Source organism: Pseudooctadecabacter jejudonensis (genome assembly GCF_900172275.1).
In the GTDB taxonomy this organism is placed as follows: domain Bacteria; phylum Pseudomonadota; class Alphaproteobacteria; order Rhodobacterales; family Rhodobacteraceae; genus Octadecabacter; species Octadecabacter jejudonensis.
On record NZ_FWFT01000005.1, the window covers coordinates 118,152 to 134,709 of the forward strand.

14 protein-coding genes and 1 tRNA gene are annotated in these 16,558 nt (G+C 60.0%); 3 read left to right on the forward strand and 12 right to left on the reverse strand.

Going from position 1 to position 16,558, the window contains the following annotated elements:
* Window positions 1-67 precede the first annotated feature (67 nt).
* On the reverse strand, window positions 68-1,096 hold the full coding sequence (gene hemE / locus PSJ8397_RS14145) for a uroporphyrinogen decarboxylase (protein WP_085865275.1): 1,029 nt from the start codon (window positions 1,094-1,096) through the stop codon (window positions 68-70).
* Window positions 1,097-1,190: 94 nt separating this feature from the next.
* On the opposite strand from hemE, the gene hemC reads away from it, so the two are divergent.
* Window positions 1,191-2,156, forward strand: a complete 966-nt coding sequence (gene hemC, locus PSJ8397_RS14150) for a hydroxymethylbilane synthase (RefSeq protein WP_085865276.1) — start codon at window positions 1,191-1,193, stop codon at window positions 2,154-2,156.
* Between the two features lie 44 nt (window positions 2,157-2,200).
* Here the strand turns inward: hemC and PSJ8397_RS14155 are convergent, their stop codons facing one another.
* The 11 genes from PSJ8397_RS14155 to PSJ8397_RS14205 all read right to left on the reverse strand — a co-directional run bounded on the left by PSJ8397_RS14155 (window position 2,201) and on the right by PSJ8397_RS14205 (window position 14,536).
* The gene (locus tag PSJ8397_RS14155) at window positions 2,201-3,586 is read right to left on the reverse strand and encodes an FAD-binding oxidoreductase (protein ID WP_085865277.1); all 1,386 of its coding nucleotides are present in this window, start codon (window positions 3,584-3,586) and stop codon (window positions 2,201-2,203) included.
* Between the two features lie 117 nt (window positions 3,587-3,703).
* Window positions 3,704-3,780 (reverse strand) — tRNA-Met (locus PSJ8397_RS14160).
* Window positions 3,781-3,850: 70 nt separating this feature from the next.
* Window positions 3,851-4,795, reverse strand: coding sequence for an aldose epimerase family protein (locus tag PSJ8397_RS14165; RefSeq protein WP_085865278.1), 945 nt, complete (start codon window positions 4,793-4,795; stop codon window positions 3,851-3,853).
* Entirely contained in the window at window positions 4,792-6,723 is a 1,932-nt protein-coding gene (locus PSJ8397_RS14170; protein ID WP_085865279.1) for a beta-galactosidase, read from the reverse strand. Before PSJ8397_RS14170 ends, PSJ8397_RS14165 begins: the two co-directional genes overlap by 4 nt.
* 67 nt (window positions 6,724-6,790) lie before the next feature.
* Window positions 6,791-7,615 carry an SMP-30/gluconolactonase/LRE family protein gene (locus PSJ8397_RS14175; protein WP_085865280.1) on the reverse strand — a complete coding sequence of 275 codons (825 nt, stop codon included), beginning with the start codon at window positions 7,613-7,615 and terminating at the stop codon, window positions 6,791-6,793.
* Window positions 7,612-8,220 carry a 2-dehydro-3-deoxy-6-phosphogalactonate aldolase gene (locus PSJ8397_RS14180; protein WP_085865281.1) on the reverse strand — a complete coding sequence of 203 codons (609 nt, stop codon included), beginning with the start codon at window positions 8,218-8,220 and terminating at the stop codon, window positions 7,612-7,614. Before PSJ8397_RS14180 ends, PSJ8397_RS14175 begins: the two co-directional genes overlap by 4 nt.
* A gap of 3 nt (window positions 8,221-8,223) precedes the next feature.
* Window positions 8,224-9,117 carry a 2-dehydro-3-deoxygalactonokinase gene (locus tag PSJ8397_RS14185; RefSeq protein WP_085865282.1) on the reverse strand — a complete coding sequence of 298 codons (894 nt, stop codon included), beginning with the start codon at window positions 9,115-9,117 and terminating at the stop codon, window positions 8,224-8,226.
* Entirely contained in the window at window positions 9,114-11,156 is a 2,043-nt protein-coding gene (locus PSJ8397_RS14190; protein ID WP_235000786.1) for an alpha-galactosidase, read from the reverse strand. Before PSJ8397_RS14190 ends, PSJ8397_RS14185 begins: the two co-directional genes overlap by 4 nt.
* A gap of 133 nt (window positions 11,157-11,289) precedes the next feature.
* Window positions 11,290-12,138, reverse strand: coding sequence for a carbohydrate ABC transporter permease (locus tag PSJ8397_RS14195; protein ID WP_085865284.1), 849 nt, complete (start codon window positions 12,136-12,138; stop codon window positions 11,290-11,292).
* Between the two features lie 104 nt (window positions 12,139-12,242).
* Entirely contained in the window at window positions 12,243-13,157 is a 915-nt protein-coding gene (locus tag PSJ8397_RS14200) for a carbohydrate ABC transporter permease (protein ID WP_085865285.1), read from the reverse strand.
* A gap of 119 nt (window positions 13,158-13,276) precedes the next feature.
* Entirely contained in the window at window positions 13,277-14,536 is a 1,260-nt protein-coding gene (locus PSJ8397_RS14205) for an ABC transporter substrate-binding protein (protein WP_085865286.1), read from the reverse strand.
* Between the two features lie 134 nt (window positions 14,537-14,670).
* On the opposite strand from PSJ8397_RS14205, the gene PSJ8397_RS14210 reads away from it, so the two are divergent.
* Window positions 14,671-15,459 carry an IclR family transcriptional regulator gene (locus PSJ8397_RS14210; RefSeq protein WP_085865287.1) on the forward strand — a complete coding sequence of 263 codons (789 nt, stop codon included), beginning with the start codon at window positions 14,671-14,673 and terminating at the stop codon, window positions 15,457-15,459.
* Between the two features lie 14 nt (window positions 15,460-15,473).
* Window positions 15,474-16,535 carry an ABC transporter ATP-binding protein gene (locus PSJ8397_RS14215; protein ID WP_085865288.1) on the forward strand — a complete coding sequence of 354 codons (1,062 nt, stop codon included), beginning with the start codon at window positions 15,474-15,476 and terminating at the stop codon, window positions 16,533-16,535.
* Window positions 16,536-16,558 lie beyond the last annotated feature (23 nt).

The window sequence follows — 16,558 nt, forward strand, 5'->3', positions numbered from 1 at the left end:
ACTCCGCCAAGAATGGGGACGGACACGGGCGGATTGTTGCCCGTATCCGTTTGCAAGTGTCGTTGGGTCAGCTGCTGCGCACCGTATCAATCATCAGTTTTACATTTTCAGGATCTGCATCGGGGGTGATCCCGTGGCCCAGGTTGAAAATATGCGGCCCGCTTTTGAAGGCGTCGACGATTTTGCGGGTCTCAGACACCAGTGCGTCGCCGCCCGTAACCATGTGGGAGGATTTCAGATTGCCCTGCACGCAGCCACCGGTCTGGACGTTTGCAGCGGCCCATTCGGCGGTCACACCATCATCCAGTGCGATGCAATCTGCCCCGATGGCCTCGTGCAGGCCGACGTATTTGTCTCCGGCCCCGCGCGGGAAAGCGATGACGGGGGTGTCGGGGTGACGCGCCTTGAGGGCGGCGGTGATTTTGGCGGCAGGTTTGACCGCATAGTTCAAAAAATCGTCGCCCTGCAGGGATCCCGCCCAGCTGTCGAAGATTTTGACGACTTCGGCGCCCGCGTCGATCTGCTTGCTCAAATAGTCGATGGTGCCTTCGGTGATCAGATCGAGAAGGGCCTCAAACGTGGGTTTATCTTCAGCCTTCAGCGTGTGGGCCGGACCTTGGTCGGGGGTGCCCTGGCCTGCGATCATGTAGGTTGCGACGGTCCAAGGAGCGCCGGCAAAGCCGATCAACGTGGTGTCGGACGGCAGTTCGCGGGACAGGATTTTGACCGTTTCGTAAATGGGGGCGAGGTGGTCGTGGATGTCCGTGGCGGGTTTGAGTTTCTTTAGGTCATCCGGGGTGGTCACCGTGCTGAGGCGTGGGCCTTCACCGGTGACAAACCACAAATCCGCGCCCAAGGCCTGCGGCAGCAGCAGGATGTCGGCGAACAGGATCGCCGCATCAAAGCCGTAGCGGCGGATGGGTTGCAAAGTGACCTCGGCCGCGAGGTCGGAATTGTAACACAGTGACAGAAAGTCGCCGGCTTCGGCGCGGGTGGCGCGGTATTCGGGCAGGTAGCGACCTGCCTGACGCATCATCCAGATGGGGGGGGTTGGCAGGGTTTCCCCGTTGAGGGCACGCAGGATGGTCTTGGTCATTTAGGGTCCTTTCCAGTCCCCTTTGGTGTCTCTTTTGCGCGCGGCAGAGTCAATAGAGTTGTCAGGTTAGGTTGACAGGTCTAAGGATGAACCTATGGAATACGAATTGCCCACCCCCGCCGCACCCCTCAAGATCGGAACCCGTGGATCGCCGTTGGCCCTTGCGCAAGCCCATGAAACGCGCGCGCGGCTGATGGCTGCGTTTTCGCTGGATGAAGCGGCGTTTGAGATATGTGTGATCAAGACGACGGGCGATGACCGGGTGTTGATTGACGCGGATATTGCGTTGAAGACGATCGGCAACAAGGGACTGTTCACCAAGGAGATCGAAGAGGCGATGTTAGAAGGGCGGATTGATATTGCCGTTCATTCGACAAAAGACATGCCGGTGGAGCAACCCGAGGGTTTGGTGCTGGATGTGTTTTTGCCGCGTGAGGATGTTCGTGATGCATTTGTGTCTTTGACAAACGGCGGCTTGGCGGATTTACCGAAGGGGGCTGTTGTGGGCACATCGAGCCTGCGGCGGCGGGCGCAGTTGCGGGTGAAAAGGCCTGATCTGACGGTTGTGGAATTTCGCGGCAATGTGCAGACGCGGTTGAAAAAGCTCAAAGAGGGTGTGGCGGATGCGACGTTCTTGGCGATGGCTGGTTTGAACCGGATGGATATGTCCGACGTGCCTGCGACGGCCATCGCGCCCGAGGATATGTTGCCTGCGATTGCACAAGGCACCATCGGGATTGAGTACCGCGCCGATGACATCCGTGCGTCCCAGATGTTGGCGGCCATTCATCACGGTGAAACCGGTCAGCGGCTTGCGGCGGAACGGGCGTTTTTGGCAGCACTCGACGGATCGTGCGAGACACCGATTGGGGGTTTGGCCCTGATTGACGGGGACAGCCTTTGGTTGCGCGGAGAGATACTGTCGCCGGATGGAACGCAAGTGTTCAAAGGCGAACGGCGCGGTCAGGTGGACCAAGGTGCCGCTATGGGACAGGATTTGGCGGCAGAGCTGTTGGGGCAGGCCGGACCGGACTTTTTTGCCGCCGTTGCCGACGGGTAAGCCAAAATTACATAATTTTGGCGGGGTCCTAAAATTATATAATTTTAGGACTGGTCGGGAATCATTTTCCCTGGATTGAGGATCGCGTCAGGGTCCAGCACGCCTTTGATCTTGCGCATCATATCAAGGGCCACCGCATCTTTACGTCGCCGCATGGTATTCAGTTTGGACAGCCCGATTCCATGCTCCGCAGAAAAACTCCCGCCGAGGGTCGTCACGACATCCTCAACCGCTTCGACCAGTCTGTCTTTCAGGTCGGCGTCGTCCGAGGATGGATAAATCGCGTAGTGAATGTTTCCGTCGCCCAGATGAGAGATATAGAATGGGTCGGCCTTGGGGTCGATCTGCGCCACGCGGGCGTTGATTTTGTCGAGGAACGGCTCGACTTGGTCCAGTGGCACGGCAATGTCGGTGTCCACAATGGGATGGCGCCAGAACGTCAGTTCGGCGGCGGCCTCTCGTCTCTCCCACATCTCGGTGCGCTGGGCGATATTCTGCGCCACGGTGGCATCCAGGACCGCACCGGTTTCTATCAAAGCGGCGAGTTCGGTTTCCAAAACTTCCGTGACGTTCATGTCAGTGGTCGTTGCGACCTCGATCAGTAGATTATGGGGATAAGACTTGGCAAAGGGCGGTTTGGATTTGGCGATGCGCCCCAAATGCACGTCGATGTAATGTTTGGGCATGTATTCAAAGGCCTCAACCGCGCCACCGGTTGCGTCTTGCAGGCGGTTTAGCAGCGCCAGTGCGTCCGCCAGACCCCGCGGGGCGGCCATGGCGGTGACCACATTACGCGGTTTGGCGGACAGCTTGACAACTGCCTTGGTGATCACGGCCAAAGTGCCCTCGGATCCGATCAGCAGTTGCGCCAGGTTCAGGCCCGAGTTGTCTTTGTGGAGCGCCGTCATCAGATCAACGATGCGTCCATCGGCCAAGACGGCCTCAACCCCCAAGACCAGCCCGCGGGTATTGCCGTAGCGCAGCACATTCGATCCGCCCGCATTTGTTGAGATGACACCGCCCAGCATCGCAGACCCTCGTGCGCCGAAGGTGAGCGGAAAAATCAGCCCCCGATCTTCGGCCGCATCGTGCAGGGACGACAGAATCACGCCTGCATCGACGGTGGCCGTTCGGGCCGCAGGGTTGATGGCGTGGATCGTGTTCATCCGGTCCAGCGACAGCAGCACGCCTCCGGGCGCATAGGTGCCACCGACAAGGCCGGTGTGGCCAGAGACGGGCGTGATGGATTGCTGGTTGGCGTGCGCCAGCGCCATGATTTGGCTGACCTCGCGGGTGGACGCGGGGCGCAAGACCACGCCAGGCTGGGCGCAATATTTGCCTGTCCAGTCTTTTGACCAACGAGCGGTGTCGTCCCCTGTGAGGGCGTTTGCCGCCCCGACGATGGCAGCGAAGTCCTGCACCAATGCCATTAAATATCCTCCCCCAGATCGCAGACAGTAGTGGATACCAGCACGGAGTCAAAAGGCCACGCCCGTACGGTCCACGATTGTCGCAAATTTGTCGATGAAGGCTGAGGAGTGGAGGTGTGGTGGCGTTACCTGGATTTGAACCAGGGACCTAACGATTATGAGTCGTTCGCTCTAACCAACTGAGCTATAACGCCATGCACAGACGCCGAATTAGTCGCACCGGGCGGCGCTGTCAAACCGATTCTGCGAGAAACTTTGCCGACGTTAGATTCGTGCGAACCGCCATTCGGTGGTTTGTGTCAAAGGGGTGTCCGGCATCACTGTGATCGACGGGAAATGGGCATGCGCAGGGGCATTGGGCCAGCCTTGGCATTCAATGGCCAGCGCCGCGAAGGCAGGTCCATCATCGTAGATGTGCGCGCCGGGTTCCGTGGTGGACACCGTCATTGCGACACTGTCCGTGGCCAGTTTCAGCACGGGCGTCAGCGCACGGCGGGTCTGCGCGACAGGATAGGTGTTGTCGTAGCGTGTTTCGCCCAAGATCAACGCGCGGGGCCTGCGGAAATCAAAGGCGGTGTCCTCTACGGGGAGGATGTCCCCGGTGGGCAGGCTGTCAGCGTCGATGGGCAGAACGGTATCTGCAGTGATCTGCAAGGTGTGATTGGCCATGTGGCCTGATCCATCCAGACACCAATAACTGTGATTGGTCAGGTTTGCCCATGTTTCCGTGTCGGTCTGGGTGGTGATCGACAATGACAGGGCGGGGCCTTCGGTTATGGCATAATGGGCCGTGATCACGCGGTTGCCCGGAAGGCCGCAATCGCCGTCCGGCAGCGAAAGGGCAAGGGTCGCGCTGTTGTCCGAGTGATCCTTGACCGTCCAGATGCGGGTGTGGGGGCCACGTGTGCCGCCATGCAGGGTGTGGCGGCCGTCTTGGTTGCGCTCCAATTGGTGTTCGATGCCATCAATGACGGCCTTGCCGCCGCCGATGCGATTGGCCACGGGGCCCACGATCGCGCCGTGATAAAGCATGTCACCTTCGTAGTCTGTCAGATCGTCTGACCCGACAGTGAGAGACTGTTCGATCCCGTCCAGCCAAACGCCTTGAACAATGGCACCCAGCGTCAGGAGAGAGACCGTCAGGCCATGCGCCGTCAGCGTCAGTTGATCGACGTCGCGGCCGCGCTGTGTTGTTCCAAAGTGTTTCATAATGCCTCCCAGTGGACACCTGCAGGGGGGATGGCGGTGCCATTCCAAAGGAGCGGTTCCGGCGCATAGTTGAAGACAAAACGATGTGTGTCTGTATCGCGGATGCGTAGGCCGTCGGGCAGGGTGTGATGCGTCAGGCCGACCTCGTCGCAGACACCCCGCAGGATGGTGTCCCACGTGGGGTCGTCGGGCCAACCCGCAAGGTACCGCAAGGGGCCGCCTGCGATTGCAGGCAGACCATCGGCGCAGCGCAGCAGCACCGGTGCCGAGCCTTCGGGAACTTCGCGCCAATGCAGGAACTGCCCACCATTTTCCAATGGGATGCTGGCCTGTGGCGGGATCGATTCAGTCAGTGTCACGGCCAGATCCAGCGGGTCGATGTTGGGGCCCATCGGTGTGGGGATCGATAGATGCTCTGTCTTGGTGTCCGTGCGCGGGCCAATAAGGGCCACGTGGCCCTCTGGCGTTGCAGCAAGGGCCTGTTTTAGTGGGGCGCTGACGGACATAATACCGGGGGCGAGCGTGATTTTATAGGCGCTGAGGTCGGCCGCATCTGGCGGCAGGATGTCGACATTCAACCCTAGACGGCGGCAGGCACGGTAGGCGGCGAAGGCAAGGCGGAACTGGTCGAAATCAGCACCTTGGGGCTGTGCCTCCCATGCCCAGGCGCTTTCATAATCGAACACAAGCGCCACGTCGGCGCGGGCGGTTCCGACGTCCGGCAGGGTTTCGATTTCACGGGCGACCTGCAGACATTCAGCCAAGGCGGGCGCGTCTTCGTTGTCGGGGCGCAGCAGGCCGGCATGCATTTGTTCTTGCGCCCAAGGGGCCTGTCGCCAGCGGAAATAGCAGACGGTTTCAGCACCATGGGCGAAGGCCTCCCACGCCCAAAGGCGGGCCATGCCGGGCAGGGGTGCGGGGTTGTAGGGGGCCCAGTTTACGGGGCCGGGTTGTTGTTCCATCACCCACCAACGCCCCCCCGCTGGCGATGGAGCACCGCCTGCACGGCCCACGGCGCGGTAAAGATCGTGGTGAAAGGCCTGATTGTCGGGGTGGCCTTGGCGCATGAATCGGGCTTTGAAATCCGGCGCGCCCTCAAGCCGGTCGGACAAAAAGCCGATCGGGTAGCTGTCCCAGCTTGCGATATCGAGGTCAGCGCCGACTTTGAAGTGATCAAACGACGTTTCACGGCCCATGTAGTTGTGGATGATCGGCGCGGTGGAGCGTTCGCGGATTTCAGCGACCTGTTCGCGATTGAAGTCAGCGACCATGTCCGATGAGTAGCGGTAGAAATCCAGCACGTGGGGATGGTTGGGTTCTGTGACCGTCAGGTTAGGCAGGCCGATGTCCGTGAAGTCATCGCATTCCATGGACCAGAACACGTTGCCCCATGCCCGGTTCAGCGCGTCAGTGCTTTGGTATTTCTGGGCCAGCCATGTTTGAAAACCCGCCAAGGCCGCAGACGAATAGCTGCGCGTGGTGTCGTGACAGGCGTATTCATTGTCGGTTTGCCATGCGGCGATGTGGCGGTTTGCGCCGTAGCGTTCGGCGAGGATCGCGGTGATACGACGGCTTTCGGCGCGGTAGCCTTGGTGACTGAAACAATAGTGACGCCGTGAGCCGAAGCCGCGGGGGCGGCCTTGTTCATCGACGGCGAGCATATCGGGGTGCTTTTCAAGCATCCATCGCGGCGGTGTGGCCGTGGGCGTGCCCAGAATGATCTTGAGGCCCGCCTCTCCCAACGTGTCTATGGCGCGATCAAGCCACTCCCAGTCGAACGTTTCTGGCTTGGGTTCGATGCGCGACCACGCAAACTCCCCGATGCGCACCCACGACAGGCCGGCGCGGACCATGCGGGTGGCGTCGTCGGCCCAAAGATCTTCGGGCCAGTGTTCAGGGTAATAACAGACGCCAAGGGTGCGTTTCATGAGGGACCTGTGAAAGGGGATGGGTCGGGTTTGAGTTTTTTTGGTCAGATGAAGAGGGGCGTGGTGCCTAGAGGATCACACGGTGTTCGGCTTGGCCCACGGCGTCAACGGGTGTGGCAAACGTTTTTCCATCGTCGTCCCCGATCAGACCATCTGCGGCGGAGGTGCAAAAGAGTGTTTTGAGGTCAGGACCACCAAAAGCCGGACAGGAGGTTTGGACGCCTGGAAAGGCTACGGTTTGGGTCAATGTGCCGTCGGGCGCATAGCACGCCACGCGGTTGGCACCCCATTGAGCGTTCCAGAAGTTGCCAGACGCGTCGACCACGGCACCGTCGGGGCCCCAATCGGTTTGGCCGAAGTCCATCCAGACCTCAGCGTCGCCCATGGGCCAACCGTCGGCTTCGCCCAGTTTTTGGCGCATGATTTTGCGTGTGACGGTGTCGCAAAAGTAGGCGTGCGTGCCTGAGGGGGCAAAACAGATGGCGTTGGTGATGGTGATGTTGCCGTGCAGTTTGCGCACTTCGCCTTTGTAGAAACGGTAGATGGCGCCTGCATTTGCTTCGGCATTGAGGCCCATCGTTCCAATCCAAAAGCCGCCCCAGGGATCGGCACGACCATCGTTTGAGCGCGTGATCGGGTTATCATCCTCGATCGCGGCGACCTGTTCGGTTTTGCCGGACGCAAGATGCAAGATATGCAGGCCGATGCTATCAGCCATCAGCAGGGTGTCGTCGTCAATCCAGCCTGCCGCTGAGACGTGGTGGTTGAACTGCCAGTGCCGCCCTTTGATGTGGAGGCGTTTCCGCAAGATATCGAACCAGAAAAGCTCTCCCCGTTCGGGGTGCCAAAGGGGGCCTTCGCCCAAGGTGCATCGAGTGTCGTCGTAGATCATGCGCGGGCCTCATCGTAGGCGGCCAGGATGTCTGTCGCGCGCGTGGCGATGTCGGCGGTGGACATGCCGGGTTTATAAAGCGCGGAGCCGATGCCAAAGCCGTCAGCGCTGGCGTCCATCCACGTTTTGAAATTTTCGGGTCCTGCGCCGCCTACAGCGTAGACCTGTGTACCTTTGGGCAGGACCGCGCGGATCGCTTTCAGCCCGTCTGGCCCAAGCAGCGAACCGGGAAAGATTTTCAGGCCATCGGCGCCGTTTTTCAGGGCGGCGAAGCATTCGGTGGGGGTCATCACACCGGGCCAGCTTTGCATGTCGGCGGTTTTGGTGGCGTGGATCACGCGCGGATCCACGTTGGGCGAAACGATGAGTTTGCCACCCGCCTGCGCCACGCGGTTCACGTCCTCCACGCTCAGCACGGTGCCTGCTCCGATCAGGGCCTGCGTGCCATGTGCGTCTGCCATGGCACGGATGCTGTCGAAAGGATCGGGGGAGTTCAGCGGCACCTCGATCGTGGTGATACCTGCGTCAATGAGGGCGGCGGCGGCGGCGGCGGCCTCAGCCGGGGTGATGCCGCGCAGGATGGCGATGATGTTGCGGGTGGTCATAGGTCAGCCTTTTAACAGGGCATGGGCGGCTTTGATACCGGCCAGCGTCATGGTGGTGGCATCGGCGCGCGGGGCGGGGACGCCTTGGGCGGTGAGGCCGGACACATACGGCGCACAGACTGCATCGGCCCCGATGATGGCCACCCGCTGGCCGAGCCAGTAGGGTTTCGCCGCAGCGAGTTCAGCCCCGATGAGCAGGCCGCTCAAATGTGCGCGGGCTGTGACCGTGTCGGTGCCCGCGACCAGTTGACCGGCACGGATTGAGAACAGACGTGCGGCGAGGGCTTCGGGTTTGGACATCGCATCAGACAGGGCGGTCAAAAAGGTGTCTTCGTTCCAGCCACAGTCCGCGATGGAGTGGCGCAAGACAGAGTGACCGGAGAGGAGCGCGAACATTTCACCCGTCATGAAGGTGCGAAAGCTGACGATCTCACCGGCGGACACATGCACCCATTTGGTGTGGGTGCCGGGCAGGCACAGCACGCCGTCCCAGCCGTCATTCTGGGCCAGAAAGCCTGCGATCTGGGTTTCCTCGCCGCGCATGACATCGGCGGGGTTGGTTTGACGCACGCCCGGGATGATGTGGACGATGAGGTCTTCGTGGGTAGTGGGCGCCTGCACCATTGTGTCGGGGCTGACGGCACAGGGAGCGGTTTGGTACGGCGCTTCGACCCAGCCTTGACGGGATCCGACCATACCGCAGGCCACGACGGTGCGTGCGCTGGTCAGCCAATCACCGGCCACGTCGATCAACACGCCCTCAAAAGCGTTGGGGTTCAGGTCGCCCATGCCCTTGTCGGATGTGCGTTCGCCCAGAACCGCGCCACAGGCCCCCATGGCCCACAGGCGCATGTTTGAGGTCCCCCAGTCAGCGGCAAGCCACGTCGGTGTCGTCATAGGCGTGTTCCTTCCACGACCCACATGGTGTCCGGGAACGACCACGGCAAGGTCAGGCCATGGTGCATCAGATAGGCGCCAGACACCGCCACGGGGCCGTCTTTCAAGGCCGGAACGCCGCGCGACAGGTGCGAGGCCGTCAAGCGGTTTGCGAGGTTGATTTCATACATCGCCGTGGGGTCCAGATTGGTCAGTCGCAGCGGACGAGGTGAGATTTGCGCGGATGTTGCGGCTTTGCCGGCAAACACCACAAAGCGGTCGCCCTCACGGGTCATTTGTTGTTCGCAGATCACCGCTGGGTCAGAACTGTCGAGGCGCAGGATATCGGCGTCTTCCATCCAGTCGCGGTTGTGTTTCCACCAGCTTGTGACCTCGGTCAGGACACGGGTTTCGTAGTCATCCAGTTCGCGGGGGTCCATTTCAAACCCCATATGGCGCTGGGCGGCGACCCATGCGCGGAACGAGATGTCAAAAACCCGGCCCGACGTGTGACAGCGGCGGGGGCCCACGTGGCTGCCGGTGATTGACAGGGGCAGAAACAAGGCCGCGTTGTGCTGGATGTTCAGCCGCTCCAACGCGTCGTTGCTGTCTGACAACCACACACGTTGGGTGCGTTTGAGGATGCCGAAATCGATGCGGCCCCCTCCGCTGGCACAGCTTTCGATTTCCACATGGGGAAAATCGGCGCGCAGCCGGTCAATCAAGGCGTAAGACCCACGGGTCTGTGCCGCGTCGGGCATCGGTAGGACGCGGTTGTGATCCCATTTGATGTAGTCGATCGGGTGATCCTGCAAAACGCGGGCAATACGGTCATAAAGGTAATCGCGCACAGCGGGCAGCGCCATGTTCAGGGCCTTTTGCTGTCGGCCTAAAAGCTGGTCTTCGGACCCCAGCGCCCAGTCTGGGTGGGCGCGGTGAATGTCGCTGTCCGGGTTGATCATCTCAGGCTCAAACCAGATGCCGAACGCCATGCCTTGGGCGTGGACATGATCGATCAGCGGGCCAAGTCCGTCAGGGTATTTGCGGACGTCAACCTCCCAGTCGGACAGGGCGCGGGTGTCGTCGTCGCGGTTACCGAACCAGCCGTCGTCCAGCACAAACCGTTCCGCGCCGAGGGCTGCCGCGCGGTTTGCGATGTCTTTGAGGACGTCGAGCTTGTGGTCAAAGTACACCGCTTCCCAGCAGTTGTAATGCACCGGGCGCGGGCGGTCGGGTTTGGGCCAGGTGACGATCCGGTCGCGGACGTGACGTTGGAAAGAGACGGCGCAGCCGTTCAGCCCGTCTGCGGAATACGTCATGTAAAGGGGTGCTGTCGCGAATTCTGTCGCAGCTTCGTGTTCCATGCGGGCGGCGTGGCCCCATTGGATCTGGCGACGCCCATCGGGCAGTTCTTCGGCCACCATGCGGTGCCCGCCGGACCAGCCATAGTGAAAGGCATAGGCCTCCCCTTGGGTGTTGGTGGCACCGGTGCAGGGCACAATCAGGCCCGGGAAATGTTCGTGTCCCGTGCGGCCTGTCCGGTTTTCGCGGTAGCGGATGCCAGGCGACCAAGCGGTGCGATTGGTTTGGAATTCGCCGCACCAACGACCGGTGAAATCGATCATTTCATCACTGGCCTGCGGGGCGGGCACCACTGGGGCGGCCAGCCAATGCAGATGGATCGGGTTGTCCGCGTTCAGCACTGTGCGCGCCACGATCATGTTGGTCTCTGCGTCGGTCGTAAATTCGAACGAGAGAGTCAGGCCATTGCCTTCATCGCGGTAACGGATCTGCAGATCCCTGCCCGTCTCGACGCTATCAAAGCAGAACTTTGGCAAGAGGGGTGTGCCGTCTTGACTGCGCACAATAAGACCGGGTTGTCCGGGAAACGTGCGCGACGCCTCGGGGCACAGGCTGAGGTCGGGGTTTTCGTCCAGCATGCCGCCGGTGACGTCGATCATATGGGCGTTGTGCAACGTCTCAAGATCTTCGCGCAAAGGCAGGCGGGCGCCCCAATAGACAACCTGTGGCAGGCGTTCGCCGGTGGCGGTGATCACCATGGTTTGGCGGCCATCATCCAACCGCCACGTGTGATCTACGGGGCGGCGCGCGACGCCTGTATCGTCAATAGGGAGGGCCGCGGCGGGGGCTGCCGCCGCAGAAGTCGTCGGTGTCGTCATGTTCGTTCCGGTCCTACTTAACAGCGCCCAATGTCAGGCCCGCGATAAAGTGCTTCTGCATCAAGAAGAACATCGCAACGGGTGGGAGTGCCGCGATGATCGAGCTGGCGCTCATCATGTGATACGCGACGCCGAATTGGGTGTTAAAGGCAGTGATCCCCGCGGTCACCGGTTGGGCGTTGGGTCCTTGTGTCAGCACCACGGCCCAGAAGTAGTCATTCCAGATGAAGGTGAAGATCAGCACGGACAAAGCCGCCAATGCCGGTTTCATTAAGGGCAGGACCACAAAGACGAAGATGCGCCATTCGGCCACGCCTTCGACCCGGGCGGCTTCGATCAGCGGGAAAGGGAGCGCGCGGATGAAGTTCCGCATGAACAGCGTGCAAAACCCTGTCTGAAAGGCCACGTGGAAAAGGATCAGGCCCAGTTTCGTGTCGTATAGGCCAAGGCCAAGTGTTAGGTCGCGCACCGGCACCATCAGGATCTGGAACGGCACGAAGTTGCCGGCGATAAAGATGAAGAAGATGAGCAGGTTGCCGCGGAACCGGTAAACCCCTAAGGCAAAGCCGGTCATGGCCGAAAGGGCGACAGCCCCAATGACAGTTGGAATCGTGATAACGAAAGAATTGAACAGATACTTCGGCATGTCGCTTTCGAAGAATACCCGCCCGTAGTTGTTGAACAGCTCGAAGCTGGCGGGAATTGTCCAGTAGTTGCCCGATGCAAAGTCACTCGCCGGTTTCACGGAGAACAGCATGACCCCCAACAGCGGCAGTAGCCACACCAGAAGGGCAAAGGGCAGCAACACCTGATACGTGATGCGCCAGCGTCGGGACGATTTCTGAATCGGTGCCGGGAACATGGCTTAAGTCCTCCGCGTCCCGGGCTTGACCCGGGACCTCTTGAAAAAAAAGTCTGCGGTGAGGCCCCGGATCAGGTCCGGGGCGGGGGCAAAAACGACACTCATCAGCGGGCCCCTTTTTCGTCTTGGTACATCGACCACAGGAAGTAGGTGATGAACAGCAGCATGATGAAGAACAGCACTACGGCGATGGCCGCGCCATAGCCCATGCGGAAGCCGAATTCGGACAGGGATTCCTCGAACATGTAGAAGCTGAGAACGCGGGTGGACCCGAACGGCCCGCCGTTGGTCATCACGGCGATGAAGTCGAACGACCGCAGCGCGCCGATGATCGTCACCACGAAGGCGATGAATGTCGCAGGCTTGAGCTGCGGGATGATCACGTACCAGAGCATCTTGTGGCCCTTGGCGCCGTCCAGTCGGGCGGCCTCGACCTGCTCGGGGTCCACGGCATTAAGCCCTGTGAGATACAGGATCATACAATAGGCCGTTTGGGGCCACAAACCCGCGGCGATGATGCCATAGGTCGCGGTATTCGGATTGCCGAGAACGCCGCCCCGAATATCAATCCCGAACCAGCCGGTGATCACGTCGAACAGGCCCGAGTTGGGCAGGTAGAACCAGGTGAACACAAGGCCGACCACGACCTGTGAAATCACGAAGGGAAAGAAGAATAGCGACTTATACAGCCTAATGCCTCGCACTGTCTGGTTGAGAAACAGCGCGATAAACAGGCCCAGCGGAATAGCGAGCAGATACAGCACCAGCCAGCGGACGTTGTTCCAGAACGAGACCTCGAACTTGCGATCCCCGCCGAGCAGACGTTCGTAGTTGGCAAGGCCGACCCATGTTTTTTCGCCCAGACCGTCCCATTCATGGAACGAAATCCAGAACGACTGGAAGATCGGAATGATGACGTAAAGCAGGAAAAACGCGATCCCGGGGAGCAAGAAAAGCCAAGGTGTTACGGCGATCTCGTTCCGCTTGTACCAGCTTCGATTTTGAGCAGCTGTGACCATTGGGAAACTCCGGCTGGGTCAGATCATTTGAAAACCGCAAAGGTCGACTGCGGCTTGCAAATGAACTGTGGCGAAAGGCGGTGTAGGGCGGGACTGGTCCCGCCCTACACCGATCGGTCTTAGTAGACGCGCTGGCGGGTCTCTTCGAGGCGCTCCAGGATGTCATCCAGGTTCTCAGGGAACACCATGAACTCCTGCAGGCCTTCCATGCCGGCGGATGCCATTTCAGCGGGGAAGTCGCGGTCAAAGAACTGCATGATGCCACCGGTCGCGTTGGTTGACAGCATCTCAAAGCCCTGCTGGATGAACTTGTCATCGGCAACAGAGGCGTTGGCGTTCACGGGTAGCTGGCCCAGGGCATCGCCTGCGTTGATCTCGGACTGAACCTCAGCGGAGGTCACGTAACGCAGGAATTCCTTTGCAGCTTCGACGTTCTGTGCGCCAGAGGCGATGTGGAACGTATCGGTCGGTGCGTCTTCTGCCGGTGCGACGTCAGGATTGATCGTCGGGAACTGGTAGAAGTCCAGCTGGTCGTCCGTCAGGCCACCATCACGGAAATGGGACACAGAGAAGTTGCCCATCAGGTAAGCGGCTGCTTCGCCGTCAATCATGAAGGGCAGGGCTTCCTGCCAGCTGTAGGTCTGGTGGTCGTCAATGAAGGCGCCCATGTCGATCAGCTGCTGCCAGTTGGCAAAGGTGTCGCGCACACGCTGGTCGGTCCATGGGATTTCGCCATTGGCAAGCTGGATATGGAACTCATAGCCGTTGGTGCGGGAGTTGATGTAGTCAAACCAGCCGCCAGCGGTCCACAGGAACTTGGACCCGATGGTGTAGCACTTGCGACCGCTGTCGAGGATCGCTTGACAGTTTGCCAGCTCTTCTTCCCAGGTTGCTGGCTCTTCGAGGCCCAGCTCTTCGAAGATGTCTTTACGGTAGTAGACGCCCCACTGGTAGTATGTGTATGGCACGCCCCACTGCGCCCCATCGAGGGTCATCGCGCCCTTGGTGGAAGCCAGTGCATCGAACTCTGGTTCGGCCCACAGATCAGAGATGTCCATGAACAGACCTGCATCAACGTAAGGCGTCATGCGGGTGGCGGCGTACCAGTTCACAACGTCGGGTGGGTTTGCCGTCAGTGCGTTACGGATCTGGGTTTTCCAGGCTTCGCGGTCGATGATTTCCAGCTCAACCGTCAGGTTGGGGTGCAGGGCGTCAAAGTCTGCCGCCATTTGTTCCATCGCAGCACGTGGTGCCGGGTTGGACATGTCGGACATGATACGCAGCGTGCCTTCGAGGCTCGAGTGGCCGTCTGCAAATGCGGATGTCGATGCGACACCCAAAGCGAGCGACGCAACGGTCGCTTTCATAATGGAATGCATGGTTTCCTCCCTTAGCTTCCATCTCAACTAGTTTCATTATTTGAAACTTAGTTTTGAATATTGAAATTTAATCGCGACTCGCCCATGGTTGTCAACAGCGGCGTTGGAGGACGGCCCGAAATGGAGGAATTTTTGTGACCGCGTCAGGTGACGGTACTGTAGGCAAAGCGTTGGACGTCCTCGATCAGGTTGCGTCCTTCGGACGGCCTGTGCGTTTTACCGAACTTCTGGAACACTCGCCCTTTCCCAAGGCGACGTTGTACCGGTTCGTGCAAACGCTGACGAATCAACGGATGTTGTCGTTTGATCCAGACCGCGGGACGTACGCGCCCGGCGTGCGTCTGGTGCGCCTGGCCCATGCGGCGTGGCAAACAGCATCACTTGCGCCGATCGCCCGCGATGAGATTGACGCGCTTTCGGCTGAGGTCGGTGAAACGGTGCATCTGGCGCAGCTGGATCATGCGCAGGTGATTTACGTCGACAAACGCAATGCCGCCGAACCGGTGCAGATGTTCAGCCAGTCCGGCAAGGTCGGTCCTGCCTATTGCACCGGAGTGGGCAAAGCGATGATGGCCTATCTGCCTGAGGCCGCGTTGCACGATGTCTTGGGCCAGCAAAGCTATCATCAGTTCACTCCCACGACGCACACATCCGCCGAAAGCCTACAGGCAGAGTTGGCCGACATTCGCGCCAATGGTTACGGGTTTGACCGCGAAGAACATGAGCCGGGCATCATCTGCGTGGCGGTGCCTATTCTGACCGACACCAATCGGGTGTTGGGGGCCTTATCCGTCACCAGCACCACAACCCGAACAAACCTCGCGGGGCTGGAAAGCCTTGTCCCGCGCATTCAGACGACGGCGGACGCTATTTCGAAAGAAGCCAGCCAATGGCACTTTCCGGCGACTGTCACCCCACACTAAGAAAAGGAAAGCCCATGTCCGGCGTTACTATGAACAAGGTCATCAAGAAGTATGGCGACGTGCAGGTGATCCACGGGATCGACCTTGAGATCGAGGACGGCGAATTCTGCGTGTTTGTGGGCCCGTCGGGCTGCGGCAAATCCACCTTGTTGCGGATGGTCGCGGGCCTTGAGGAGACAACGGGCGGGTCGATGAGCATCGGCACACGGGACGTCACCCATATGGACCCTGCACAGCGCGGTGTGGCGATGGTGTTTCAGACCTATGCGCTTTACCCGCATATGACGGTGAAGGAAAACATGGGCTTTGGCCTGAAGATGAACAATCACCCCAAAAAGGAGATTGAGGAAAAAGTCGCAGAGGCCAGCCGGATTCTAAAGCTGGATGACTATCTGTCACGTAAACCCGCAGCCTTGTCCGGTGGTCAACGTCAGCGGGTGTCGATTGGTCGTGCGATTGTGCGCGGTCCCGAAGTGTTCTTGTTCGATGAGCCGCTGTCCAACCTCGATGCCGAATTGCGCGTTGAGATGCGGGTAGAGATTGCCCGACTGCACAAGGAAATCGGGGCCACGATGATCTACGTGACCCACGATCAGGTCGAGGCCATGACGCTGGCCGATAAGATCGTCGTGTTGCGATTGGGCCATATCGAACAGGTCGGCGCGCCCATGGATTTGTACCGTGATCCCGACAATAAGTTTGTGGCGGGGTTCATCGGCTCACCTGCGATGAATTTTATCAAGGGCACAGCGGGCGACGGTGCGGTTGAGGTTCCGGGGCTTGGGCAGACGATCGAGATCGGCATTGCGCCGGCATACAAAGGCAAGTCAGTGGATGTAGGCTTGCGGCCCGAACATTTGGCGATTGATCCTGCAGGGGGCGATCTGCGCGTGGATCTGGTCGAAAGCCTCGGCGGGGTCAGTTACGCCTATCTGGAAAGCCCTGCGGGTGACCGTATTGTCGTCGAAGAACGGGGGGACGACCGGGTGAGCGAGGGCCAGATGGTGGGCCTCACGTTTGAGACCCAGCGCGTTTATCTGTTCGACGCGGAGACAGAAATGCGCATCCGTACGTGACGGGTGGCCAGACTTTTCAAAAA

Excerpts from the sequence above, each read along its gene's own strand:
- hemE (WP_085865275.1), bottom strand. The coding sequence starts at position 1,096 with ATGACCAAGACCATCCTGCGTGCCCTCAACGGGGAAACCCTGCCAACC.
- hemC (WP_085865276.1), top strand. The coding sequence starts at position 1,191 with ATGGAATACGAATTGCCCACCCCCGCCGCACCCCTCAAGATCGGAACC.
- PSJ8397_RS14155 (WP_085865277.1), bottom strand. The coding sequence starts at position 3,586 with ATGGCATTGGTGCAGGACTTCGCTGCCATCGTCGGGGCGGCAAACGCC.
- PSJ8397_RS14165 (WP_085865278.1), bottom strand. The coding sequence starts at position 4,795 with ATGAAACACTTTGGAACAACACAGCGCGGCCGCGACGTCGATCAACTG.
- PSJ8397_RS14170 (WP_085865279.1), bottom strand. The coding sequence starts at position 6,723 with ATGAAACGCACCCTTGGCGTCTGTTATTACCCTGAACACTGGCCCGAA.
- PSJ8397_RS14175 (WP_085865280.1), bottom strand. The coding sequence starts at position 7,615 with ATGATCTACGACGACACTCGATGCACCTTGGGCGAAGGCCCCCTTTGG.
- PSJ8397_RS14180 (WP_085865281.1), bottom strand. The coding sequence starts at position 8,220 with ATGACCACCCGCAACATCATCGCCATCCTGCGCGGCATCACCCCGGCT.
- PSJ8397_RS14185 (WP_085865282.1), bottom strand. The coding sequence starts at position 9,117 with ATGACGACACCGACGTGGCTTGCCGCTGACTGGGGGACCTCAAACATG.
- PSJ8397_RS14190 (WP_235000786.1), bottom strand. The coding sequence starts at position 11,156 with ATGGTGATCACCGCCACCGGCGAACGCCTGCCACAGGTTGTCTATTGG.
- PSJ8397_RS14195 (WP_085865284.1), bottom strand. The coding sequence starts at position 12,138 with ATGTTCCCGGCACCGATTCAGAAATCGTCCCGACGCTGGCGCATCACG.
- PSJ8397_RS14200 (WP_085865285.1), bottom strand. The coding sequence starts at position 13,157 with ATGGTCACAGCTGCTCAAAATCGAAGCTGGTACAAGCGGAACGAGATC.
- PSJ8397_RS14205 (WP_085865286.1), bottom strand. The coding sequence starts at position 14,536 with ATGCATTCCATTATGAAAGCGACCGTTGCGTCGCTCGCTTTGGGTGTC.
- PSJ8397_RS14215 (WP_085865288.1), top strand. The coding sequence starts at position 15,474 with ATGTCCGGCGTTACTATGAACAAGGTCATCAAGAAGTATGGCGACGTG.